A 25647-nucleotide genomic window follows, 5' to 3' on the forward strand; every position below is an offset into this window, starting at 1 on the left:
ACAGCACCCTGGCGCTGATGATGCTCAACGAAGCCGGCTACAGCGGAATCGTTGCCAACAATCTGGCCCACCTGTGCGACGCGCTGGAGCAAGGTGCCGGCTTGCTGGTGATCGCGGCCGAAGCCTTGCGCGGCGTTGAGCTGGACCCGCTCCTGGAGTACCTGCACCAGCAGCCGGCGTGGTCTGACCTGCCGATCGTGCTGATGACCCATCACGGCGGCAGCGAACAGAACGGCTCGTCTCACCTGAGCGGCCTGCTGGGCAACGTAACTTTCCTGGAGCGGCCGTTTCATCCGGTCACCCTGATCAGTATGGTCAGCGCCGCCCTGCGCGGTCGACGCCGGCAATACGAAGCGCGCGACCGCCTGATCGACTTGAGCGAAAGCGAACGGCGCCTGCAAAGCACCCTGGAAACCCTTGAACAGCAGGTAGAAGAGCGTACCGCCCAGTTGCGCTACAACGAGGATGCACTGCGCCAGTCGCAGAAAATGGAAGCGGTGGGCCAATTGACTGGCGGCATCGCCCATGACTTCAACAACATGCTCACCGGCATCATCGGCAGCCTGGAGCTGCTGCGACGTCGCGTGGCACGGGGCAAGCTGGACGACCTCGACAGCCTGATCGACTTGGGCGTGACCTCGGCCAACCGCGCTGCCGGCCTGACCCATCGCCTACTGGCCTTTTCCCGTCGCCAGTCGTTGGACTCCAAGCCTGTGGAGATCAACCAACTGGTCAGTTCCATGGGTGAGTTGTTGCAGCGCAGCATCAACGAAAGCATCGCCCTGGACATGCGCCTGACCCATGAACTGTGGACCGCTGAAGCGGACCCCAACCAATTGGAAAGCGCCCTTCTCAACCTGGTGATCAATGCCCGGGATGCCATGCCTAATGGCGGTCAGTTGATGGTCGAAACCACCAATCGTCACCTCGACAGCGTGTTTACTGCCGCTTATGGCACGTTGAGACCCGGTGATTACGTGGAGCTGAGCGTCAGCGACACAGGCTGCGGCATTCCGGAAACCCTCTTGAGCCGGGTGTTCGACCCGTTTTTTACCACCAAGCCGATCGGCCAGGGCACCGGGCTGGGCTTATCGATGATTTACGGTTTTGCCCGCCAGTCCCATGGGCATGTGACGATTCACAGTGAAGTCGGCAAAGGCACCACCGTGAGTCTGTTCCTGCCGCGCTTCCTCGGCGAAATCGCCCAGGTCGAGGCGGCCAACCCTGCGCTGCTGCCGTTTGCCAATGCCGGTGAAACTGTGCTGATTGTCGAGGATGACCCGGCGGTACGGGTGCTGGTCAGTGCGGTGCTCAAGGAGCTGGGGTATGGGTTTGTCGAAGCCGGCGACGCCGATACGGCAGTGCCGATCATCGAGTCGGACCAGCGTATTGACCTGTTGATCAGCGATGTTGGCTTACCCGGTATGAACGGCCGGCAACTGGCGGAAATCGGCCGGCAGATCCGCCCGGAACTCAAGGTGCTGTTCATTACCGGATACGCCGAACATGCGGCGGTACGCGGCGGTTTTCTCGACCCGGGGATGCAGTTGATCACCAAGCCCTTCACCTTCGACCTGCTGACCGCCAAAGTCCGAGAAATGATCAGAACCTGACGCGTGGGCTGATTAATCCAGCCCACGCCTCTTTCCGAATCAATCGATTCGATCGTAGACCTGTTTTTTCGCCGCGGCATCCAGCACCTGCGTGGGGTGCAGGCCTTCTATCAGATCAAACGTCCCATCGGGTTTCACATCGATACCGGATGCGGTGGCCAATACCGTCGATTGAGGCTGCCTGTTGATGATGTCCAGCAGCGGCTGGCTATCTCCGAGTGTTTGCTTCAAGGAACTGGCCAGGCCCTGGGCACTGCGTGCGCTATCACCACCGATGAAGATAACTTTGCCACCGCCTGCCAGCGATGCATCCAGCTGTTTCAACAACGGCAGCATCTGTGGATCGGCCACGCCGCCTTGCAGGTGTATCAGGGTGCGCTTGTGATAAATCCCGTCTTTCAGATCGGTCAGCACCACCAATGCCGTGCAATCGCTGATACCACGGGTATACAGCACCGAATGGGCATCTTGGCTTTGAGCCGCTTCCGTGACGGGTACGTAAATGCGAACGGGTTCCACTGGAATGGTCTTGGTCACTTGCTGGCCGGTGTTCGTTACCGACGTATCGACAGGTTTCTCGTACAACTGCTTGATCGACGTTTCATGAATGCTCGCCTTGCTCGTCCAACCCTCATCATGGCGACTGACCTTGAATTCGAGCCGGTCAGGGTTGTTGCTATAGGTGCGGTAAGGGACGGCCGGTTTTTTCTGGGTAAACAACGCTTTCAAGCCCTGTTCCATGGCCTCTTGGGTTGGAAAACTGGCAATACCCAGGTTGGGGTCATAGAAGAAGAACTGCTTGTGGCTACCCTCAACCTTCACCCCAGCCATCATCGCGTGTCCTGGCGAATCGATCATCAGGGTCATGGACGTGTCGGCACGGCCCAGCTCGGCGATCAGTTCATGATGGGAGATTTGCCGTACGGGGTTACCGGCATGGAAAACCGTCGGGCTACCCAGTTGTTTTTGTGCGTCGTACAGCGTTTTAGTAAATGCCGTGGACGCCGGATGTGTGGGGTGCGCAGCGACGCTGAACATGTTTTCAACCAGCGTTTGAGCTTTTCCCTGTTCCATTGCAGAGGCCATGATCCTTGAAAGCGCCGCACATTGGCCTTGCGAAAGCGAATCGACTTGGCTGAAGTAAAACAGCTGTGGGTTGGGGGTGAAAGTACCGCCGGCCGCATCAATGAGCGACTGCGCCTGTTTTACGCCACTGAACGCATGCTGCACCGCAAGGCGTTCCTGCTGGCGCACCAGCGTGCCCACCTGCGCAGGCGTCAGCCCCTGGGTCTGTGCCAGCTTCATGACCTGCTCAGAGTTCAGCTTGGGTGAAAACCCCTTGATGCTGTGTGGGTCACCCTTGCCGTAGCCGTGGCTGAATTCTGCATTGTGGGGCCCCTCCTTAAGTTTTTGGCTGAGGGATTTGAAGCTTTCGCGAATGCGCCTGGACTGCTCGGACAATACAGGTGCGGCGCCTTGCCAGCTTTCCAGGTGCTCGCCACCGGCGCGCAACGAGGGGGTGAAATCGTCTATCGCCGCGCCATAGGGGCGCCCGGATGCGGGAGAGTAGGGATACCATTTGCCGTGGTGCAGAACGGCAGAGCCCTCGACGATTTCCCCTCCTACCTTATAAGTGCCTGTTGCCGCGGCATCGAAATGCTTGCTGGTTTTGAGCAGGTCATAGTGCCCCGTAGCGCCACGAACGCGATTAATCACAGCTCGGGCGCGAGACGCGCTGGCGATTCCCGAGCGGCCCACCCCCGCGACAGCGTTCTCGACGCCGGGAATCGGACTCAGTGCGCCGATGGCACCGCGCCCGATAATGGAGCCCACGCGCCAGGCCTTGGAGGTCGCCGAACCGGCAGTGTTGATAACTCGCCCGGCCTGCCCCGCCGCTGACGCGCCGGCGATGACAAACCCCAACGTATCGAAAAACAGATCCTGAATCCCGCCGCCAATATTGCCACGACTGAAGTTGACAATGGCCGAGCGCAGGGGGATGAGATTGAGCAAAAAATCGCGAAATTTGCGAATGAACGGGACTTCACTTTCAAAGGTCGTCAGGCCTTTAGCCTCTTTGAGGAGCTTCTCGCGTACCTGATCGTACATATTGTCCCGCACCAGTTGGGCGATACGAAAGGTTCGAGTACTGCCGGACGTCTTGGGAATGTCAGAAATACCCGGGCGTTCGGCGAAACGCTGCTCGTCCTCTGGAGCAATCGACACCTTTTCGATATAGCGTCGATCCCGCGGAATATCCGCATAGTTCGTCACCTTGATCTTGTCATCATCGATTGGCTTGGGATGAAGTTCGTAGCGGTACTTGAACGCGCTGTGTCCCACCCTGAAATCGCGCTCAAGGTCGGGTCTCGGGATAATCTTGTGTTGATTGGGATTTACTTCGTAAAACCTGATGTTGCCCTCGCGTTCGGCACGGACGAGCAACGGCTTTTGCCCGTCCGGCTGCCCACGGCGCCAATAGGGAAAGGACAAGGGCTGATGATGGATCAACTCCTCGCGGTAGACCTCGACCTTGCCATATTCGATGAACTCCCGGTCTTCCAGGGGCAAGTTGGTCAGCATGTGTACGATGGCGTCAAAGGAGCTGACTTCGAGCTGATCCAGATGCTCGTTGGCCTTAGCCTCGAACCGTTGATTGAGGTCAGGCAACGTCAGGGTTTTCGCCTGGCTGACAATCTGGGCGATGGGCACGCCCGGATCCGTTGACTTCCACTGAACGGTCACCTCGCGGAACACCGCCGCTCTGAACGAATGCCTGGGTAGGGTTATAACAGGTGCGTACAATAACTTGCCTTCAATAACCAGGTCTGCCACCGAGTAAGGACCGGGGAAGTCATTGAGCGATGGCTCGGGGTAAATACATTTTTTCTCGTAATCCGTATCGGCGCCAAACGCTTCTTTTAGCCAATCCACGGCGACCTGTTTGCGGCTGGGGATGTCGGCCCGCTGGACCGCCGATGCCTGGGCCAGTCGGCTTACCTCTTCGTCGAAGGCGCTCCTGATCCGCAGCATTTGTTCTGGCGTGTAGTGACCAGAGGGATTGGCAGGAATGATGCTATGACATACGGCCCAGTCGATGATCGCCTCATTCTGCGCATGTCGCTCTACCATTTGATCAGCCAGCGTGACGGGGGCTACGTTGTCGAAGGCCATGACCTGCCCGTAGCTCATGGTGGCAGCGCTCCCCGGAGCCTGTGCCTCGATACGCGCAACCGCCGTGCACAGGCTGGCCCAACTGTGGGAGCCATACACCACGCCAGGCGGGACGCCCTTGACCAGAAACTGCGGGGCGTTGCGGGCGAGCAATAGATAGGCTGCCGTTGGTGCCATAGCCTCGCTCGCGCGGTTCAACTTCTTGAGATGTTCGGTGAGTCCGGCCACGACCACCGAAGGCGGCTTGCCCCAGAAGCGGCTATCCGCCAGATCGAACCCGGCCACTCGGTTGCGGGGTGGAGGCTGTTGACCCAGAACACTCTCTCGGTCTAGAGAAACCTGCAATGCCGTCAGGAGCCAGTCGGTGTCACCATCGGGCATCGGCACGGTGCCAAATTTATCGTGCAGCACGCGCCCGACCTCCTGGCCGGCCGGAGAATCAAGCAAGGCACGGATCACCTGTTTCGGATCAACGGCTTCGGTTTGGCTGAGCGACAGCTTTGATGTCAACAAACCGAACAGTTCGGAGCCATCAGGCATTTCCAGTGTCTGCACCGGATGGTAATAGGCGCCCAACAGCTGCTCATGAGGAGTCGGTTGCGGCCATGACATCGCGCCGCCGCAATCGCCAAATACTTGCACCGGGAGCATGGGGCGCTGGAGGTAATTCAGTAGGTTTCTCAACTCGTTGCTGCTCGATGGCAGAATCCAGCCATGGTCGAGAATGAATTGCTTGAGACTGACCGTGCCCGCTGCCCCCAACTTGTACAAATGCGCGTAGGTAGAGTTCGGTTCGACCTTCATTTGAATTGTTTGAAGAAGGTTCGCTATGCGCTCGCTGGCCTGCTCGTCCAACTGTTCCTGTGTCATCCCAGCAGGGTTTCGGCTCTTTTGCTCTTTGAACAGTGGGATGTCTTGCCGGATACCCTCAATCATTGCTTGGCGAAAGTACTCGATATTTTTACTGTCTCCCGATGCTGCCTCTGGCGTCTCGGCAGCAACGCGTTGCAGGCGCGCTGCCAGCAACGGCGTACTCAGGGGAGCATCAATGCTACGTTTGGTGCGGGAGGCAAAATCGTTATTGAGCGCGGATGCCGTACCGAATTGGGCGTTCGGCGAAACGGGGGGAACCAGCCTGCTTGGAGGGGGCGTCAAAAGCCTGTGCGAAGCCGTATGTGTAGGGATCATCTGGGTTTCCGTAGTTAGATATCTTCATCAGGCCTTCAGAGCGTAGAAGGTCGGAAATAGCATTATCTGAGTGTGGAAACTCCCCGCAGGATTCCACGGGGCAGCCTGTCAAAGTATGAGCAGATGTTCTGACGGGAAGAACGCTACGCCAACAAACGCTGGATATGCTCCTGCAATGTATCCAGATCAAACGGCTTGGCCAGAATCGGCGCATTGCGCGTAATCGGGCTGTTGCATTCCAGAATTTCCTGCGGATAACCGCTGATAAAGATGACTTTCAGCTCCGGGCGCAGCTTGATCGCGGGCTCGGCGATCTGTACCCCGGAAATGCCGCCCGGCAAGCGGTAATCAGTGACCATCAGGTCCAGGTGCGGTTTGGTCGCCAGGATTTTGAAGGCCTGTTCGCCGTCGATGGCTTTCAAGACCCGATAACCCTGGCCCGCCAGGTATTCACCCAGCACAAACATAATGGATTCGTCGTCCTCAACGATCAGGACGACATCTTGTGCATCTTCACTCATGGGAAGCCTTTGTCCGGTCAATAGCTGCAATTACGACCATGGGGTCACGCAGAAGGTTGCGTCAAGCTGACGATTGATTTCATGCCGACGCTTCAAGGGGCAGGCACACCCGGAACAGGGCGCCCTCGCCTATCTGGCTTTCGACTTCGATAGTGCCGCCATGGGCCGCGACGATCTGCTCTGAAATAAACAGCCCCAGGCCCAGCCCGGCCGCGACGTGGCTGGCCGAGACCCGCTCGAACTGCTGGAAAATGCGCTTCTGGTTTTCTTCGCTGATACCAATCCCCCGGTCACGCACTTCCACCCGTGCTTCACCGTGTTCGGTGTACACCCGCACATCCACCGGGCTCTTGGCCCCGTAGCGCAGGGCGTTGGTCAGCAGGTTGGTGATGACCTGTTCGATGCGGAACTCATCCCAGTTGCCTTCCACAGGCCCTTCGACGGTCAGTTGCATCGACGACCCGGCGGCGGCCACTTGCGGCGCGAAGTTTTCCACCAGGTTGTGCACCAGCTGCGCCAGGTCAAACCGCGCAGGCCGGATCGACAGCTTGCCGGTTCGGATGCGCGACACGTCGAGCATGTCTTCGATCAGGCGGATCAGGCTCTGGATCTGCCGTTCATCGCGGTCGACCATGGCGTGCATCTTGTCGAGGGTGAACGCGGCGGCGTTATCCCGGGCCAGGTGCATCTTGCGCAGCTGGGTTTCGAGGATCAGGCCATTGAGGGGTGTGCGCACCTCATGGGCGACGATCGACATGAAGTCATCGCGCATGCGCACTGCCTGCTCCAGCTCGGCCTGGGTGGCCTGCAGGCGCGTCAGCAGCAGTTCCTGTTCGCGCCGGCTGCGTTCCAGGGCTTCGACCTGTTGCTTCATGGCCTTGCTCTGGCGGTAGAGGTCGACGAATACGTTGACCTTGCTTTTCACCGCATGGATATCCAGCGGCTTGTGCAGGAAGTCCACGGCGCCGCTTTCGTAGCCTTTGAACGCGTAGTTGAGTTCGCGCCCAGCGGCGCTGACGAACACGATCGGGATGTTCTTGGTCTTTTCAGTGCCGCGCATCAGTTCGGCCAGCTCGAAACCGTTCATGCCGGGCATCTGCACGTCGAGAATCGCCATGGCGAACTCGTGCTCCAGCAACAGTGACAAGGCCTCGTCGGCGCTCAATGCCTTGAACACCTGGCGGTCCTCGCGCTTGATCAGCGCTTCGAGGGCCAGCAGGTTTTCCGGCAGATCGTCAACGATCAGCAGTTTGGCCTGGACAGTACTTAACATGGGGAATATTCCAGGGAAGCCAGCAATGAGCCAATGCGGCTCAAAGAAAGAATGTGGTCAGGTGTATGCAGTGCCAGGGCCGCCCGGGGCATCACGGCCACCCGTGCTTCGGCAGGGTCTTGCACCACGGTGGTTCCGCCCTTTTGCTTGACCTGGGCAAGGCCACGGGCACCATCGTGGTTGGCGCCGGTCAGGAGGATGGCCATCAGGCCTGCGCCATACGTATCGGCGGCGGATTCGAACAGGTAATCGATGGCCGGCCGCGAATGGTGCACCCGGTCTTCCTGGCTCAACGACAGGCTGCGGTCATGCTCCACCGACAGGTGATAACCCGGGCCGGCAAAATACAGGGTGCCAGGGCGGATCGCTTCCTTGTCACGCGCCTCGACCACCGGCATCGCCACACGGCGGTCGAACACCTCGGCCAGTTGGCTGCGGCGCTCGTCCGGCAAGTGCAGCACGGTGATGATCGGCAAGCCGAAGTCGCTCGGCAGCTCGCCAAACACCGTCAACAAAGCCTCGACGCCGCCTGCGGATGCGCCGATCACAATCGCCTCTATCCCCGGGACACGTGCCGGGCCGGCCGCCACTGTGTTCATAGTTTTCGGTAGATCCGTTCTTGCTTGACCAAGGGTTCGAATTGTTTGCCGAACGCGGAAAAATCCAGGGTTTCCTTGCTGCCCAGCACCAGGAAGCCGCGGTGACACAGCGACTCATGAAACAATCCGAACGCACGATCCTGCAATTTCTTATTGAAGTAAATCAATACGTTACGACACGAAATTAATTGAGTTTCTGAGAATACGCTGTCGGTCGCCAGGCTGTGGTCGGCGAAGGTCACGTTCTCGCGCAACGTCTTGTCGAAGATCGCGTAATCGTATGCCGCGGTGTAGTAGTCGGCAAATGAACGTTGGCCACCGGCTTGCTGATAGTTGGCGGTGTAAGCGCGCACGTTCTCCAGGGAGAAGATCCCCTGCTTGGCCTTGTCCAGCGACGCCGGGTTGATATCCGTGGCGTAGATGATCGTGCGCTCCAGCAACCCTTCCTCACGCAGCAGGATGGCCATGGAGTACACCTCCTCGCCCGTGCTGCAGCCGGCGATCCAGATCTTGATCGACGGGTACGTCTTGAGCAGCGGCACCACCTCCTGGCGGATCGCCAGGAAGTGCGACGGGTCGCGAAACATCTCGCTCACCGGAATCGTCAAAAACTGCAGCAATTGCATGAACGCCGCCGGGTCATGCAGCACCCGCTCCTGCAGCGCCGAAATCGTCGCGCAGTCGAACTGGCGCAGGGCATGCGCCACGCGGCGCTTGACCGACGCGCCGGAGTAGTCGCGAAAATCGTAGCTGTACTTGAGGTATATCGCCTCGATCAACAGGCGCAGCTCAATATCGCTGCTTTTGTCCAAAAAACTTCGCTCCACTTAAATGCGTTCCATCTTGGGTAGCCACACGCGAATCAGTGAGAACAGACGGTCCAGATCAATCGGCTTGGCCAGGTAATCATTGGAGCCGGCTGCCAGGCAGCGCTCCTGATCGTCCTTCATGGCCTTGGCCGTCACCGCGATGATCGGCAGCTTTTTCCAGCGCGGGTCTTGGCGAATCAAGGCGGTGGCCTCGTAACCGTCCATTTCCGGCATCATCACGTCCATCAACACCAGGTCGATATCGTCGACTTCATTGAGTTTGTCGATGGCTTCTCGGCCGTTACGCCCGATCACCACCACGGCGCCTTTGTGCTCCAGGGCGCTGGTCAGGGCGAAGATGTTGCGCACATCGTCGTCCACCAACAGGATTTTGCGCCCCTCGAAGACCTTGTCGCGGCTGCGCGCGGTCTTGAGCATCTTCTGGCGGTCATGGGACAGCTGGGATTCGACTTTGTGCAGAAAGAGTGTCACTTCGTCCAGCAGGCGCTCCGGCGAGCGCGCACCCTTGATGATGATCGAGCGCGAATACTTGCGCAGCTCGGCCTCTTCATCACGGGTCAGGTTGCGCCCGGTGTAGACGATCACCGGCGGGAACGAGCAGATGTCCTCGGTGGCCATGCGCTTGAGCAGCTCGTTGCCGAGCATGTCCGGCAGCTTGAGGTCGATGATCATGCAGTCATAGACGTTGGTGCGCAGCAGGTCGAGTGCGGCCTGAGCGTAGCCGACGTCGGTGATTTCGATGTCATCGTCGCCGATCAGGCGGGCAATGCTGTCGCGTTGCAGGTCATCGTCCTCCACCAGCAGCACACGCTTGACCTTCTGGGTCAGCTTGGCTTCCAGGCGTGCGAACACGTCCTTGAGCTCTTCGCGGGTAGTGGGTTTGACCGCATAGCCCACGGCGCCCATGTGCATCGCGGCTTCGACGCGGTCTTCCACGGAAATCACGTGCACCGGAATGTGGCGGGTATCGGCGTGTTCCTTGAGGCGTTGCAGCACGGTCAGGCCGGAGTGGTCGGGCAGGCGCATGTCCAGCAGGATCGCGTCCGGGATGAACTCTTCGGCCAGGCTGTAGCCTTCATCGGCACCGTGGGCCACCAGGCAGTGGTAACCCAGCTCATGGGCCAGGTCGAACAGGATGCGCGCAAAGTTGGGCTCATCCTCCACCACCAGGATGCAGCGATTGGTGAACGGTGCCTTGTCGCGGTCGTCGGCAAAGCGTGGGATGGCGGCCGTGTCGGCCATCGGCAACGGTGACACCTTGATTGGCGTCGGCGCGGGCGCCGTCACCACCTGACGCGGTTGCTCAATGGCCGGCGCATCCTCTACGCGCTCCACGTACTGCTCGGGCATGACCAGCGTGAATACGCTGCCCTTGCCCGGTTCACTGGTCACGCTGATGTAGCCGCCGAGCAAGGTGGCCAGGTCGCGGGAGATCGACAGGCCCAGCCCGGTGCCGCCATAGCGGCGGTTGGTGGTGCCATCGGCCTGGCGGAAGGCTTCGAAAATACTTTCCTGCTGATCCGGCGCAATGCCGATGCCGGAGTCGCGCACGGTAAAGGCAATGCCCTCCCCCGGCGCACGGGATACCGACAGGCTCACATCGCCTTGCTCGGTGAACTTGACCGCGTTGGACAGCAGGTTCTTGAGGATCTGCTCCAGGCGCTGGCGGTCGGTGAACAGCATCGCCGGCGCGTCTGCCTGGACCTGTACCTGGAAGCCCAGCTTGCGATCGGCCGCCAGCGGCTCGAACATGCCGCGCAGCCCATCCACCAGCCGTGCGACGCTGGAGTTCTCCGGACGCATTTCCAGTTTGCCGGCTTCTACCTTGGAAATATCCAGGATGTCGTTGATCAGGTTCAGCAGGTCGTTGCCGGCCGAATAGATCGACTCGGCAAACTTGACCTGCTCGGCGCTGAGGTTTTCCTGGGGGTTCTCGGCCAGCAACTTGGCCAGGATCAGCGAGCTGTTCAGCGGTGTGCGCAACTCGTGGGACATGTTGGCAAGGAATTCAGACTTGTACTTGCTCGAGCGCTGCAGTTCGTCGGCGCGGTCTTCGAGCTCCATCTGGGCCTGGTTGAGCTCGACGTTCTTGCGGTCCATGGCGTCGCGCTGCTCGGCCAGGGTCTGGGTCTGCTCGGCCAGTTGCTCGTTGGTCTGCTCCAGCTCGGCCTGCTGGGTTTCCAGGTGGGCCTGGGATTCCTTGAGGATGCGCGACTGTTCTTCCAGCTCTTCGTTGGCGGTCTTGAGCTCTTCCTGCTGCACTTGCAGCTCTTCGTTGAGCTGCTGGGTCTCGGCCAAGACTTCCTGCAGGCGCTGGCGATAGCGGGCGGCCTCGATGGAGGTGCCGATATTGCCGGCGATCAGCTCCAGCAGTTCCACGTCACGCTCCTGCAACGGGCGCAGGAAGCCAAGCTCGATCACGCCGTTGACGCGGTCATCATCACTGGTGGGCATCACCAGCACGCTACGAGTCGAACCTTCGCCCAGGCCGGAGCTGACCTTGAAGTAATCCACTGGCACATCGTCCAGGCGGATCAGGCGATCCAGCTGGGCAGCCTGGCCGACGATGCCTTCATCGCTGTAGATCGACTGTTCCATCTGCTCCTGTTCACGGGAGAAGCCATAAGTGGCCACGCGCCGCAGGCCGCCATGCTCTTCGCGCACATACAGCGCGGCCACGGCCGAGCCCATGTACTGGGCAAAAAACTGCAGGATATTGCGGCCGAGCATGTTAAGGGTCAGTTGCCCCAGCACCTGTTCAGCCAGTTCAGTCTGGCCATTACGCAGCCAGGCCTGCTGTTCCAGGCGCCCTGCAATCCTCTGCTGTGACGCGAGGTTTGCGTTGTAACTCTCTGATAATGCTAAAAGATTTTTCCGACCAATATAGGCCAGAAAACCGCTCAGGCCGAGCACAAAGGCCAAGTACAACGTGACACTGACCACCGTTGTACGGGTGACCTCTTCGTTACGGGTGATACGGAACTGCTGCTCCATCGCCACCGCATCGTCGTATTCCTTGCGGATCTCATCGGTGAGGCGCTTGCCTCGCCCCGCCTTGACTGCGCTGCGGTAGTCACCGCTTTCTCGCTGCATATCAATCATCGACTGGGCGTACTTGTTCCACTCGATCTGCAAGGCTTCGAGGCGTTTGAGGCGGTCGACCTGCTGGGGATTGTCCGCCACCAGGTCCTGCAAATTGCGCAGGTCGGCAATGATCCGCGGCTTGGCCACTTCGTAAGGGTCGAGGAAATGCTCGTCGCCCGTGATCAGGAAGCCGCGCATGCCGGTTTCCAGGTCGACCGTCAGTTTGGACGATTCATTGAGGTTATTGATGACGCGGTCGGTGTGCTCCACCCACTGGATCACCGTCAGCAAGTAGGTGATCAGGCAGACGAAAAACACCGCGCTGAGCACGCCCACACCCAGGGGCAAGGCCACATTTCGGCTCAGTAGGTTACGAAAGCTCTTTTCATCGACGGACGACGCAGGAGTCATGGGCATGCCTTGGCCAAGTGTGGAAAAACCGGGAGTTTGCCCCAAAGTCCATGGCCAGGGCTATGTTTACGCGACAACTTGGGGCAAATGCCTGCCGATTCGTACGGAGCAAGAGCGGTTCGAGCGAGACATTCCCTACGAATGCCTTCACAATGCCATCCCCAGGCCGGGAACTTGCCGAGATTGTCATGACTCATTAGAGGATGGTCTTTATCCGATCAAGACCTGCACCTCCACTTCTCGGGAACCCTACTTATGTCCGCCGCTGATTCCACCATCCTTGTAGTCGAAGACGACGCCATCGTGCGCATGCTGATCGTCGATGTCCTCGAAGAACTGGAGTTTCGGGTGCTTGAAGCCGCTGATGCCGAGGAGGCCCTGGCGATCGTGCAGGACTCGGCCCAGGCCATCGACCTGATGATGACCGACGTCGGCCTGCCTGACATGGACGGCAAGCAACTGGCAACCAACGTGCGCGAACTGCGCCCCGCCCTGCCCATCCTGTTCGCCAGCGGTTATGCCGAAAATATCGATGTACCGCCCGGCATGCAGGTGATCGGCAAACCCTTCTCGATCGATCAATTGCGCGACAAAGTCAAATCGATGCTGCCCAGCGCCTGACGCCCGCCTTGCCCCTCGCCGCCCAGCCTGGGCGGCGCCTGGCACCTTATGACACACCTGTGACAGCCCCCTCACTCCTGCACTAATTCGCCGTTTTGCCTAGCGCGTCCGGATTTAGCTGCTAGCTTCAATCGACATGCTCTACAGGTATTAATCACAAGGAATAGTCGCCCAGGTATGGGGGGAGCGCGCATGTTCAAGTCGCCGCACAGGTCGGCATGGATGCTGGCCATTTTGACACTGCCCGGCGCCAGCGCCCTGGCCGACAACGCCGAGACGGCGAACAAGAGCAACAACCCCCTCAACCTCGCGCCGGGTGCCAACCTGCAGGACTACTACACCCCCAGGCTCTTCGACACCAACGCCCACACCAACGACCTGTTACTGCGCGGCACGTTGCCGGTCGCGCCCTCGGACTTCATCGGCGTGCCGCAACTGCTGCGTGCCACGTTGCCCATCAGTACTCGACCCGAACCACACAGCGGCTACAGCACCGGCATCGGCGACCTGAACCTGTTCGATATCTTCTTGCTCAAGACCGAAGGCGTGCAACTGGGCATCGGCCCGCAAATCACCGCGCCCACCGCTGAGCACGATGAGCTGGGTACCGGCAAATGGCAGGCCGGGCTGGCGGCCATTGCCATCGATGCGTCACCCCGAGGGTTGCTGGGTGCGCTGGTGCAATACCAACGTTCATTTGCCGGCGACCGTGACCGAGCGCACGTGGAGAGTGCAACTTTTCAGCCGTTTATCATTCATAACCTGCCGAAGGGCTGGTACCTGCGTTCCACCGGCACCTGGACCTTCGATTTGAAGAACGACACCCACTACATTCCTGTCGGTTTCGGCGCGGGCAAAGCCTGGAAAGCCGGCACCAACATCGTGAACGCTTATGTCGAGCCGCAATGGACCGTGGCGCGCAAAGGCGATGGCCTGCCCCAGTTCACCTTGTTTGCAGGGATTAACGTGACGTTCGGCAAATAAAACTGGAAACTCGGCGCTTTCATCCCACGCCCTTTAAAAAGATCTCTGGAAGGACGCAACAACATGATTGGAAAACCGACGCGCCTGCTGTTGGCGAGCCTCTCGATACTGATGAGTACCGGCGCCCTGGCCGACTTCACGGCCACCCCCGCCGAAGCCCGGGCCATTGCCAAGGAGGCGTACCTGTATGGCTACCCGGTCGTGGCGATGTACAAGACGCTCTACACCCAGGCCGTTGATAAAGGCGGTGCCAACTTCAAGGCCCCGTTCAACCATATCGGCAACACCGCCCAGGTGTTCAGCCCCAAGGACACCGCGTTCGTCACCCCGAACTCGGACACGCCCTACTCCTTCGTGTGGATGGACCTGCGTAAGGAACCCCTGGTCCTGACCCTGCCGAAGATCGAAGACAACCGTTACTACTCGGTGCAACTGATCGACCTCTACACCCAGAACATCGCCTACCTGGGCACCCGCAGCACCGGCAACAATGGCGGCCACTACATGATCGCCGGCCCGGACTGGAAAGGTCAGCAGCCGGTAGACGTCGACCGTGTGATCTACAGCGAAAGCAACATCGCCTACGCCCTTTACCGCACGCAGTTGTTTGATGAAAAAGACCTGAACAAGGTCAAGCAGATCCAGAACGGCTACAAAGTGCAGTCGCTGAGCAGTTATGTGAAACAGCCGGCGCCGGCCGCCGTGCCGAAGATTGAATGGCCCAAGCCGATGGCCACCATGACCGAAGGTCCGCAGCTGTTCCGCTACCTCAACTTCATGCTGAGCTTCGCCGCGCCCCAGGACAGCGAAAAGGACCTGCTCGCACGGTTTGCCAAGATTGGCATCGCCCCGGGCGCGCCATTCAAGGTCAAAGAGCTGACGGTTGAGCAACGCAAGGCCCTGGAAGACGGTATCGCCGACGCCCGGGCTGAATTTGCGGCCTTCAAGAAAGACAAAATCGACACCCATCAGGTGTCCAGCGGCGACCTGTTCGGCAGCCGTGACCGCCTGAAAAACAACTACCTGTACCGCTATGCCGGGGCAGACCTGGGGATTTTCGGCAATTCCACCGACGAAGCGATCTACATGACCTACTTTGTCGACAGCGAAGGTAAGCCGGCCAACGGCGCACGCCACAGCTACACCGTGCATTTCGCCAAGGACCAACTGCCGCCCGCCGACGCCTTCTGGTCGCTGACCATGTACGACGCCAAGACCAAGCTACTGGCGCCGAACCTGAAGAAACGCTACCTGATCAATTCGCGCATGTTGCCCAACCTCAAGCTGGACGCCGACGGCGGCCTGACCCTGGCGTTGCAGCATCACGAACCGCCGAAAGCCGAACAGAGCAACTGGCTGCCGGCACCTCCCGGCCCGTTTTACGCCGTACTGCGGATTTACCTGCCCAAGCCTGAGGTGGGTAATGGTCAATGGAAACTGCCGCCGTTGACGCCGCTCAAGTAACGCCGCATGCCCGGCCGCTACAGGGTTAGGCCGGGCATGTAACCCCCTGATATCAGGCCGATACAAGGATGGATGACGCCATGATTTCACCTGCTCGTGCGCAAGGGTTCCGCGCTACGCCTCTGGTTTTCAGCCTGCTCACCAGCTGCGGTGTGTCGGCGGCCAACCTGCCGCAACTGGGCAGCCCCACACCGCCCCCCAAGGCCGATACCGAAACCTGCCATCGCCTCCAGCAAGACTTCGATATCGACCTCAAGCAAGTGGTCAAGGCCGGTTGCGAGCCGTCAACCGAGCAGATCGCCAAGTTGATGGACAACCCGGTGGGCAACTTGGTGTTGCTGTTCAACCAGTTCGACTACAGCGCCCTCAAAGGCCCCCATAGCAACGGCACTCGCTACCTGGGCAAATACAGCTTCATGCCGACCTTTCCCATCTCACTGGGGGACGACTGGAACCTGATCAACCGCCTTCCGGTCAGCTATGTCAGCGCGCCGGTCAATTCCAAGGCCGGTGACCTGATCGGCATGAGCCCCTATGGCGTGCTGACTGACCGCGACTTCCCCTCGGTGGTCAACGACCCGTTCGACCGCACTTCGGGCTTCGGCGACCTGGCGTACGTGGGGGTGTTCTCGCCCAAGCAGCCGGTGCGTTTTGCCAATGGCGGCAAGATGGTCTGGGGCTTCGGCCCCACGGCCATGTTCCCGACGGCCGAGAAAGACGTGCTGGGCACCGGCAAATACTCACTTGGCCCTGCCTTTGTCGCGGCCTACCTGGGCGAAGACTGGACCCTGGGCGTATTCCCCCAGCATTGGTGGTCTGTGGGTGGCGATGCGCGACGCAAGGACGTCAGCCTGACCAACATCCAGTACTTCATCCAACGCGCCATTCCTGGCCCGGGGCAATGGCGGGTGGGCATGACGCCCAATGTCACCGTCAACTGGAAAGCCGAAGGTGGCAACAAGGTCAACTTCCCCATCGGCATCGGCGCCGGACGCATCGTCAATTTCGGCAAGTTGCCGGTGCGCATTTCCGGTGAAGTGCAGTACTCGGTGATCCACGCTGACGACCTGATCAGCAGCCGCTGGAATTTCCGCGTGTCGTTTATCCCGGTGATCCCCACTTTCATGCTGTGAACGAGGTGCGCCATGTCGCGTTTTCATCGCACACGCAGGGTCGTAATCCTTGGCCTTTCGCATCGGCGCCAGCACTGCGGGCCCACTTTGTACCCGCCGCGTTATGTCGGCGATGCCGTGCAATACATCGTGGTCGCCGCGCCCTGGTGACCCACTGCTTCAAGGACGATTGGTATGACAGCACTCAACGATGTGAATGCCCTGCAGGCCAGCATGGCTGAAAGCGTACTCGGCCAGGACCAGGTGATCCGCCAGATCCTGCTGGGCCTCCTGGCCAATGGTCACCTGTTGCTGGAAAGCTTGCCGGGGCTGGCCAAGACCCGCACGGTCAAGGCCCTGGCGCGGCACCTGGAGGCGAAGATGAGCCGCATCCAGTTCACCCCCGACCTGTTGCCCTCGGACATCACCGGCGCCGAAGTGCTGCATCAGGTCGACGGCCAGAACCAGATCCGCTTCCAGCCCGGCCCGCTGTTCGGCAACTTGATCCTGGCCGATGAGATCAACCGGGCACCGGCCAAGGTTCAGGCCGCATTGCTGGAGGCCATGGAAGAACGGCAAATCACCGTCGCCGGGGCCAGCCATCCGCTGCCTGCGTTGTTTATCGTGGTGGCCACACAAAACCCCATCGAGCAGGAAGGCACCTATCCGCTGCCGGAAGCGCAGATGGACCGTTTCGTGATGAAGGTGCTGCTGGATTACCCCAGTGCCGACAACGAAAGCCAGGTCTTGCGGCTATTGCGCGACGAAGAACAGGCTGCCACCGCCCAGGTGGCCGTGGGCTGTACCCTGGCTCAAGAGGTGATTTTCACGGCGCGCAAGGAAGTCAGCGCGATCCAGGTGTCGCCGGCCATCGACCGCTACCTGATCGACCTGATCAACGCCACGCGCCACCCCGCCGACTACGACCCCGACCTGGCCCGCTGGATCAGCCTGGGTGCCAGCCCACGGGGCGGTATCGGGCTGGATCGCTGCGCGCGGGCGGACGCCTGGTTGCAAGGCCAAACCTTCGTGACCCCGGACAACGTGCGGGCGGTGGCGCACCCGGTGCTGCGCCACCGCCTGCAATTAAGCTATGACGCGGTGGCAGACGGCGTGACGGCCGACCAAGTGCTCGACCGCCTGCTCAGCACAGTGGCGATCCCGGCATGAACGCCGACGGCTTCGTCTACGTCAGCCTGGCGCAACTGATGGCCTTGCAGTTCCAGGCGCGGGACTTGAGTTTTGTTGCGCGCCAGCCCCAGGGCAGCGTCCTGGCCGGCAACCATGCCTCAAGGCTGCGCGGGCGTGGGTTGAACTTCGACGAACTGCGGCGCTATCAGCCCGGCGATGACCTGCGTCACCTGGATTGGCGCGCCTCGTTGCGCACCGGCAAACCGGTGGTGCGCACCTTCACCGAAGAGCGCGACCGCCCGGCCCTGATCGTGGTGGACCAACGCATGTCGATGTTTTTTGGCTCGGTGCGCAGCTTCAAATCGGCGGTTGCCGCCGAGCTGGGTGCCCTCGCCGCGTGGATGGTGTTCAACGCCGGGGATCGGGTCGGCGGCCTGGTGTTCAATGACACGCGCATCGACAGCGTGGCACCGCTGCGCAGTCGCAAACGCGTTGAAGCCTTGTGCAGTCGTATCGCCCAGCAAAACGGCGAACTGAACGCCACCTGCCCTGACCACGAAGGCGACAGCCAGCTTGACCGCGTGCTGCAGCAGTGTCGCGCAGTAGCCGGGCATGATCATTTGATCTGCCTGGTCAGTGACTTCGCCGGTGCCGGCCCGCGCACCCTGCAACTGCTGCGCGAACTGTCAACGCATAACGACGTGGTGGCGTTGCAGGTGTACGACCCCCTGGCCCTCAACGTGCCCGACAGCGGGCAACTGATGGTCACCCAGGGCCAGTTGCAAGTGGAGCTGGCCGTGAACAAACGCCAGGTTCGCCAGCCCTTGGGGGACTATCTGGGCGGGCGGATCAAGGACGTCGCGACCCTGCTGCGCCGCAGCCAGGTGCCGTTGCTGATGATCAGCACCGCCCTGCCAGCTGCCGACCAACTGCGCAGCGAACTGGGTAGACGCCAGTGAGTACCCCTGTGCCGAGCATCGAACAACTGCAGGAGTTGGGCTTGCCCGCGCCCGTCAGTTACTGGCCGCAAACCTGGGGGTGGGCGGTAGTCCTTGGCCTGGTGGTGCTGGCTCTGCTGGTGCTGGTGGTACGCAACTGGCTGCACTGGCGCCGCGATGCCTATCGACGTGAGGCCGTGGCACGCCTGGACGCGCTGACCGACCTGCGTGAATTGCCCGAACTGCTCAAGCGTGTGGCGCTGTCGATGCCACTCCCGGCGCAGGAACACGCCTCCATCCCGACGTTGACGGGGGCTGATTGGCAAGCGTTTTTGCAGCGCCACGCAGGCGCACCGATCCCCGAGGACTTGAGCCAGCAACTGGCTGAGCTGGCTTACGCCGCGTCCTTGCCCAACGCCCAACACACGCAACTACTGGCCCAGTGCAAAGCCTGGGTGGAGCAGCACCATGTGGCAGCTTGATAACCCGTGGCTGTTGCTACTGCTGCCGCTGCCCTGGCTGGCGTACCGGTATCTGCCTGCCTACCTCGAAGCTCGCAGCGCCGTGCGGGTGCCGTTTTTCACCGGCATGAGCCAGGCCGTCGGTGGCGCGCCCGCTGCGAGTGGCGGGCGTAATAATCGCAGCCAGCTCGTGCTCAACCTGATGGTCTGGGTACTGCTGGTGCTGGCGGTTGCCCGCCCGGTGTGGGTGGAAAAACCCATCGAACGCCAGCAGCCGGTGCGCGACCTGATGCTCGCCATCGATATCTCCCAGTCCATGCAAACCCAGGACTTTACCGACGCAACCGGGCAAAAGATCGACCGTCTCGCCGCCGTCAAACAGGTGGTCCATGACTTTATCGCGCGCCGCAAAGACGATCGCATCGGCCTGATTCTGTTTGGCAGCGGCGCCTACCCCCAGGCGCCGTTGACCCTTGATCACAGCAGCCTGTCGCTGCTGCTGGATGACAGCGGTATCGGCATGGCCGGGCCGAACACCGCCATTGGCGATGCCATCGGCCTGGGGCTCAAGCTGCTGGACCAGGCCCATGAACCCGAGAAAGTGCTGATTCTGCTCACCGATGGCAACGACACCAGCAGCGCCATCACCCCCGACCATGCCGCCGACATGGCGGCCGCCAAGGGCGTGGTCATCCATACCATCGGCATTGGCGACCCGCAGGCCAGCGGCGAAGCCAAGGTCAACCTCAGCGCATTGCAAGATATCGCCAGCGCCACCGGCGGCCGCTATTTCCGTGCCGAAGACCGCGACAGCCTGAACCAGGTGTATACAACGCTCGACCAGATCACCCCGCATCAAGTGAAGACCTTGAGCCACCAACCCAAGCGCGACCTGTTCTGGTGGCCGCTGTGCGCGGCGCTTGGGCTGTTTGCGCTGTACCACCTGTTGGCGGCGTTATGGCCCCACCGGATCAAACGGGAGGTCGCCGATGGACTTCAGTGACTTCCACTTCCTGCGCCCCGCGTGGCTATTGCTGGCCTTACTGGGGGCTTTATTGCCACTGGCCTGGCAACGCAGCCGCGACCTGCAACGTCGTCTGCGTGGCAATATCGCCCCACACCTGCTGCCGCATTTGTTGCTCACCCCGACGGATTCGCACCGTCTACGCCCGGTGCACCTGGCGAGCGTGCTGTTGATGCTCGGCGCAGTCGCCGCTGCAGGGCCGACGTGGGAGCAGGACCGTCCGGATTTCCTGGAAAACCGCGCGCCGTTGATCATCGCCGTGGACCTGTCGCCGTCCATGGACACCGCCGATGTGCCACCGACCCGCCTGACCGCCGCCAAGCACAAGCTCCAGGACCTGGTACAGGGGCGCAAAGGGGCGCGCACTGCGCTGCTGGTGTATGCCGGCAGTGCCCATCTGGTGTTGCCGCCGACCGATGACCCGGCGCTGCTCGACACCTTCATCCAGGCGCTTGGCACCGACTTGATCAGCACAGCCGGCAAGGATGTCGCCGGCGTCATCGACCAGGCCAAGCGGTTGTTGGCACAGTCGCCCGGCACGTTGTTGCTGGTCACCGATGGCGCCGACAGCACGCAATTGCCAAGCCTCAAGCAACACCTGGCCGACAGCCCGCTGCAAGTGCTGGTGCTGGCACTGGGCAGCAATCCCGCCCTCAAGCAACTGGCCTCGGCCACCGACGCGCCACTGGGCAGCCTGACCCTCAATGACGACGATCTGGACTGGATCGAGCTGCACGCCCAGCAGCACTTCCAAAATGCCGATGAGCAACAGCGCCTGTTGCAGTGGAAGGACGCCGGTTACTGGCTGTGCTGGCCGCTGTTGGTGGTGGCGCTGCTGAGCCTGCGGCGCGGCTGGAGCCTGAACTGGGTGGCGACGGTACTGCTCGGCCTGTTGCTGCAACCGCTGCACGCCGAAGCCAACCCGTTCCTCACCCCCGACCAGCAAGGCCGCTGGGCGTTCGAGCATCATCATTACCCCGAGGCGGCCTCCCTGTTCCAGGACCCGTACTGGAAAGGCATTGCCGCCTATAACGCGGCTGACTACGCGTTGGCCGAAACCACCTTCACCACCCTCGACACCGCACAGGCGGCGTTCTACCTGGGCAATATCCATGTGCGCCGCTTCAAGTTCGACGACGCCATCGTGGCCTATCAGCGTGCATTGCAGCTGCAACCGACGTTTCCCGAGGCCAGCGCCAACCTGGCCCTGGCCATTGCGCTGAAAAAGGACACTGAGAGCGCAGCGAACAACACCCCCGAGGTCAAGCCCGATGAGATCAAGTTCGACAAGGCACCGGGCAAGGGCCAAAGCAAGGCGATCCAGACCGAACAAGCCAACAACGATGCCCTCTGGTTGCAGAACCTGACGACCTCACCGGCCAACTTCCTGCGGCGCAAATTCAGCCTGCAGGATCAGGAGGCGAAGCGATGAACCGCTACTGCGGCGTGCTGTTGTTGCTTTCCGGGCCGTTGTGGGCGGCCGAGCCGCAGCTCAAGGTGCAGGCACACCTGCTGCCCGGCGCTGCGGTGGTAGTGGGTGAACAACTGCAAGTGCAGGTGGATGTGCTCACCGACACCTGGTTTACCTCCGGCGCCAGCCTGCCGGTGCTGAAACTGGCCGGTGCACGGGTACAGCCCCCGGGTGGCGAAGCTGAACACACCACCCAAGAGATTGGCGGGCAGATGTTCTACGGCATGCGCTACCGCTACCGCATCACGCCGAATGTCGCCCAGGCATTCACGGTGCCGGCACTGACCGTCAGCGCCCAGCCGGGCCAGGCCACTGCGCCCTTGAGTGCCCAGAGCACGCCGCTGTCGTTCACCGCCACCCAACCACCGGGGTTCGCCCCCGGGGAGCCGGTGCTGGTCGCCAGTGGCCTGCGCCTGAGCCAGACGCTGTCAGCCACCGACCTCAAGGTAGGCGACAGCCTGACCCGCACCTTCACGCTGCAAGCCGACGACACGCCGGGACTTTCCCTGCCACCGCCCGCCTCCGCGCCCATCCAGGGCCTGCGGTTGTACCCGCAAGCGCCGAGCATCAGCAACCTGGACGACGGTCGCGGCGTAATCACCGGTGGCCAGCGCATCGATCGGCTGGTGTATCGCGTCGAGCAAGGGGGTCATTACACCTTGCCATCGGTCAGTGTGAAATGGTGGGACAGCCGCAACCGGCGCGTGCAAACCGCCCAGTTGCCCGCCCTCACGTTCGAGGCCCAGGCGGGCAGCGTCTACACGCCCACCTTCTCCATTGCCGACGACCTCAAGGCCCTCGGGCAGCACAGCCGCTGGTCAGTCTCGCGGCACCTGTTTGCCTGGATTGCCGCGGTGACCATGCTGATTCTTGCCGGTTACCTGCTCCATGCGCTGTGGCCACGCCTGCCGCCACTGTGGCGAAACGTGTGCACAACATTGCGCTGGGTGTGTCGTCAACTACGCTTGGTTCCACTGAACCCTCGTCACGAAAAGGACTTCCCATGACGTCGCTGCGTTCTGCCCTGCCCCTGCTTTTTCTCCTCAGCCTGCCGGCCCTGGCCGCTGATCCACTGCCGTCATGGAACGATGGCCCCAGCAAAAAACAGATTGTCGACTTCGTGCAGGCGGTCACCGTCGAAGGCTCCAGGGACTATGTCAAACCCGCCGAACGCATCGCCGTCTTCGACAACGACGGCACGCTCTGGACCGAACAACCGGCCTATTTCGAGGTGTTGTTCGCCTTCGATGAAATCAAGCGCATGGCGCCCCAGCACCCCGAGTGGAAAACCACCCAGCCATTCCAGGCGGTACTCGAAGGCGACCACCAGGCCCTCGCGGCCACGGGCATGCAGGGCTTGCTGAAGATCATCGGCGCCACCCACACCGGCATCAGCACCGAAGCCTTCATCGACAACGCGAAAGCCTGGCTGAAGCAGGCGCGCCACCCCAAGACGGGCAAGCCCTTCGACCAGATGATCTACCAGCCGATGCTGGAAATGCTCGACTACCTGCGCAGCCAGCAATTCAAGACCTACATCGTCTCGGGCGGCGACACGGCCTTCATGCGCGCCTTTGCCGAGGTGGTGTATGGCGTACCACCGGAACAGGTGATCGGCACCAACTTTGTCACCCAGTACCAGCTCAAGGACGGCAAACCCCAGATCCTGCGCACCGCCAAGCTGGCGCACAACGACGATGGCCCGGGCAAGCCGGAAAGCATCGACGCGATTATCGGCCGGCGGCCCCTGCTGGCCTTCGGCAACTCCGACGGCGACCTGCAAATGCTGCAGTGGACCGCCGCTGGCAGTGGCAAGCGCTTGATGGGCCTGGTGCACCACACCGACGCCCAGCGCGAGTGGGCCTATGACCGAAACTCTCAGGTGGGGCGCCTCGACAAGGCGTTGGACCTGGCCAGGGCAAACGGCTGGATCGTGGTGGACATGGCGAGCGACTGGCGCCGTATCTACCCCTTCGAGCCCGCTGTGCAAGCAAAGGTGCAATAACAAAACGTCACGACGGACTGTACAAAAACGTTGGTCGCAGGCAATGCGACTCAAGCCCTAAAAGGAGCAAGTCTTATGACTCGCATACGTAAGTGGCTGCCGAAACTCGCCCTGGTGGCGGTGTCGGTAATAGGCGCCTCGGCATCCGCCCTGGCCGCCGAGAAGCCGAATATCCTGGTGATATTCGGCGATGACATCGGGCAAACCAACATCAGCGCCTATTCCATGGGCGTGGTGGGCTACAAGACGCCCAATATCGACCGGATCGCCAAAGAAGGCATGATGTTCACCGACTACTACGCGGAGAACAGCTGCACGGCTGGGCGTTCGTCCTTCATCACCGGCCAGACGCCGTTGCGCACGGGCCTGTCGAAGGTCGGTGCGCCAGGGGCCTCGGTCGGCCTGCAAAAGCGCGACATCACCATTGCCCAGGCGCTGAAGTCTCTGGGTTATGCCACGGGGCAGTTCGGCAAGAACCACCTGGGTGATAAAGATGAATACCTGCCGACCAACCACGGTTTCGACGAGTTCTTCGGCAACCTCTATCACCTCAACGCTGAAGAGGAACCCGAACGCCCTTACTGGCCGAAGGACGACCCCGAGTTCGTCAAGGCCAACTCGCCCCGTGGCGTCATTCATAGCTTCGCGGACGGCAAGATCGAGGACACCGGCGCCTTGACCACCAAGCGCATGGAGACCATCGACGACGAAACCACCGCGGCAGCCCAGGCGTTCATCAAGAAACAAGCCGAGGCCAACAAACCGTTCTTCGTGTGGATGAATACCACGCGCATGCACCTGTTCACCCATGTACGTGACTCGATGAAGGGCCAGAGCGGCATGCCCGGCAACGAGTACGCCGACGGCATGCTGGAACACGACGGCGATGTGGGCAAACTGCTGCAGACCCTCGACGACCTGAAAATCGCCGACAACACCATCGTGGTCTACACCACCGATAACGGGCCGAATCAGTTCTCCTGGCCGGACGCGGCGACGACACCGTTCCGTAACGAGAAGAACTCCAACTGGGAAGGCGCCTATCGCGTGCCGGCGATGATCCGCTGGCCGGGCAAGATCAAGCCGGCCGAGGTCTCCAACGAAATGTTCTCGGGCATGGACTGGTTCCCGACCCTGTTGGCGGCAGCGGGTGACGCCGACGTCAAGGACAAGCTGCTCAAGGGCTGGGCCCCGACATCCGGCGGGCAGAGCTTCAAGGTGCACCTGGATGGCTTCAACCAGTTGCCCTACCTGACGGGCCAGCAACCCAAGGGCGCTCGTGACGAGTTTTACTACTTCAACGATGACGGTGTGCTGGTGTCGGCGCGCTTCGGCAATTGGAAAGCCGTGTACTGCGAGCAGCGTGCTCCGGGTGGTTTTGCCGTGTGGAGCGAGCCCTTCGTGTGCCTGCGGGTGCCGAAGATCTTCAACCTGCGCATGGACCCTTATGAACGGGCGGACGTGGTCTCTGACCAGTATTACGACTGGAGTACCAAAAACGTCTACCTGGTGGCCGTCGCCGTGACCAAATCCGCGAAGTTCCTCCAGACCTTTATCGAGTACCCACCCAGCCAGAAACCGGCGAGCTTCAGCATCGACCAGATCCGTGGGGCGGTGGACAAGAAAATTGAAGAGAAGATGAAGGCCGTCCCGGCGTCCTGATTCAAACACCCTGTGTAGGAGCCGGCTTGCCGGCGATAGCGATTTACCCTGACACACCGCTATCGCCGGCAAGCCGGCTCC

At 61.0% G+C, this 25647-nt stretch carries 19 protein-coding genes; 13 read left to right on the forward strand and 6 right to left on the reverse strand.

Translation table 11 applies throughout. The features are described from left to right. The first annotated feature begins 17 nt into the window (after positions 1–17). Entirely contained in the window at positions 18–1613 is a 1596-nt protein-coding gene (locus AC07SU_RS00345) for an ATP-binding protein (protein WP_494996013.1), read from the forward strand. Positions 1614–1652: 39 nt separating this feature from the next. On the opposite strand, the gene AC07SU_RS00350 is transcribed toward AC07SU_RS00345, so the two are convergent. From AC07SU_RS00350 to AC07SU_RS00375, 6 genes are all read right to left on the reverse strand, one after another. Next, the gene (locus tag AC07SU_RS00350; RefSeq protein ID WP_494995804.1) at positions 1653–5975 is read right to left on the reverse strand and encodes an Mcf1 protease effector domain-containing protein; all 4323 of its coding nucleotides are present in this window, start codon (positions 5973–5975) and stop codon (positions 1653–1655) included. A gap of 143 nt (positions 5976–6118) precedes the next feature. Further along, the gene (locus AC07SU_RS00355) at positions 6119–6496 is read right to left on the reverse strand and encodes a response regulator (protein WP_494995805.1); all 378 of its coding nucleotides are present in this window, start codon (positions 6494–6496) and stop codon (positions 6119–6121) included. A gap of 79 nt (positions 6497–6575) precedes the next feature. Continuing rightward, entirely contained in the window at positions 6576–7769 is a 1194-nt protein-coding gene (locus AC07SU_RS00360) for a hybrid sensor histidine kinase/response regulator (protein WP_494995806.1), read from the reverse strand. Then, positions 7763–8368, reverse strand: a complete 606-nt coding sequence (locus AC07SU_RS00365) for a chemotaxis protein CheB (protein ID WP_494995807.1) — start codon at positions 8366–8368, stop codon at positions 7763–7765. Before AC07SU_RS00365 ends, AC07SU_RS00360 begins: the two co-directional genes overlap by 7 nt. Then, positions 8365–9195: a CheR family methyltransferase gene (locus tag AC07SU_RS00370; RefSeq protein ID WP_371319340.1), complete on the reverse strand. Its 831-nt coding sequence runs from the start codon at positions 9193–9195 to the stop codon at positions 8365–8367. Before AC07SU_RS00370 ends, AC07SU_RS00365 begins: the two co-directional genes overlap by 4 nt. After that, the gene (locus AC07SU_RS00375; RefSeq protein ID WP_494995808.1) at positions 9196–12693 is read right to left on the reverse strand and encodes a response regulator; all 3498 of its coding nucleotides are present in this window, start codon (positions 12691–12693) and stop codon (positions 9196–9198) included. 255 nt (positions 12694–12948) lie between these two features. Between AC07SU_RS00375 and AC07SU_RS00380 the strand changes: the two genes are divergently transcribed. From AC07SU_RS00380 to AC07SU_RS00435, 12 genes are all read left to right on the forward strand, one after another. Further along, positions 12949–13314, forward strand: coding sequence for a response regulator (locus AC07SU_RS00380; protein ID WP_176996069.1), 366 nt, complete (start codon positions 12949–12951; stop codon positions 13312–13314). 222 nt (positions 13315–13536) lie between these two features. Beyond that, positions 13537–14298, forward strand: coding sequence for a hypothetical protein (locus tag AC07SU_RS00385; RefSeq protein ID WP_494995809.1), 762 nt, complete (start codon positions 13537–13539; stop codon positions 14296–14298). Between the two features lie 63 nt (positions 14299–14361). Further along, complete coding sequence (locus AC07SU_RS00390; RefSeq protein WP_494995810.1) at positions 14362–15762, forward strand: DUF1254 domain-containing protein; 1401 nt, start codon at positions 14362–14364, stop codon at positions 15760–15762. Positions 15763–15842: 80 nt separating this feature from the next. Further along, complete coding sequence (locus tag AC07SU_RS00395) at positions 15843–16895, forward strand: transporter family protein (RefSeq protein ID WP_494995811.1); 1053 nt, start codon at positions 15843–15845, stop codon at positions 16893–16895. Positions 16896–17069: 174 nt separating this feature from the next. Next, complete coding sequence (locus AC07SU_RS00400) at positions 17070–18044, forward strand: AAA family ATPase (RefSeq protein ID WP_494995812.1); 975 nt, start codon at positions 17070–17072, stop codon at positions 18042–18044. Next, a complete protein-coding gene (locus tag AC07SU_RS00405; protein WP_494995813.1) occupies positions 18041–18964 on the forward strand; it encodes a DUF58 domain-containing protein in 924 nt (307 codons plus the stop codon). Before AC07SU_RS00400 ends, AC07SU_RS00405 begins: the two co-directional genes overlap by 4 nt. Next, positions 18961–19425: a DUF4381 domain-containing protein gene (locus AC07SU_RS00410; RefSeq protein ID WP_494995814.1), complete on the forward strand. Its 465-nt coding sequence runs from the start codon at positions 18961–18963 to the stop codon at positions 19423–19425. Before AC07SU_RS00405 ends, AC07SU_RS00410 begins: the two co-directional genes overlap by 4 nt. Next, entirely contained in the window at positions 19412–20407 is a 996-nt protein-coding gene (locus AC07SU_RS00415; protein ID WP_494995815.1) for a vWA domain-containing protein, read from the forward strand. The genes AC07SU_RS00410 and AC07SU_RS00415 overlap by 14 nt, the downstream gene beginning before the upstream one ends. After that, positions 20394–21860, forward strand: a complete 1467-nt coding sequence (locus tag AC07SU_RS00420; RefSeq protein WP_494995816.1) for a vWA domain-containing protein — start codon at positions 20394–20396, stop codon at positions 21858–21860. The genes AC07SU_RS00415 and AC07SU_RS00420 overlap by 14 nt, the downstream gene beginning before the upstream one ends. After that, positions 21857–22906 carry a hypothetical protein gene (locus AC07SU_RS00425; RefSeq protein WP_494995817.1) on the forward strand — a complete coding sequence of 350 codons (1050 nt, stop codon included), beginning with the start codon at positions 21857–21859 and terminating at the stop codon, positions 22904–22906. The genes AC07SU_RS00420 and AC07SU_RS00425 overlap by 4 nt, the downstream gene beginning before the upstream one ends. Next, the gene (locus AC07SU_RS00430) at positions 22903–23904 is read left to right on the forward strand and encodes an HAD family hydrolase (protein WP_176996059.1); all 1002 of its coding nucleotides are present in this window, start codon (positions 22903–22905) and stop codon (positions 23902–23904) included. Before AC07SU_RS00425 ends, AC07SU_RS00430 begins: the two co-directional genes overlap by 4 nt. Positions 23905–23979: 75 nt before the next feature. Further along, positions 23980–25566: an arylsulfatase gene (locus AC07SU_RS00435; protein WP_176996058.1), complete on the forward strand. Its 1587-nt coding sequence runs from the start codon at positions 23980–23982 to the stop codon at positions 25564–25566. Positions 25567–25647 lie beyond the last annotated feature (81 nt).

This window comes from Pseudomonas sp. GW821-FHT05H12, assembly GCF_059419385.1.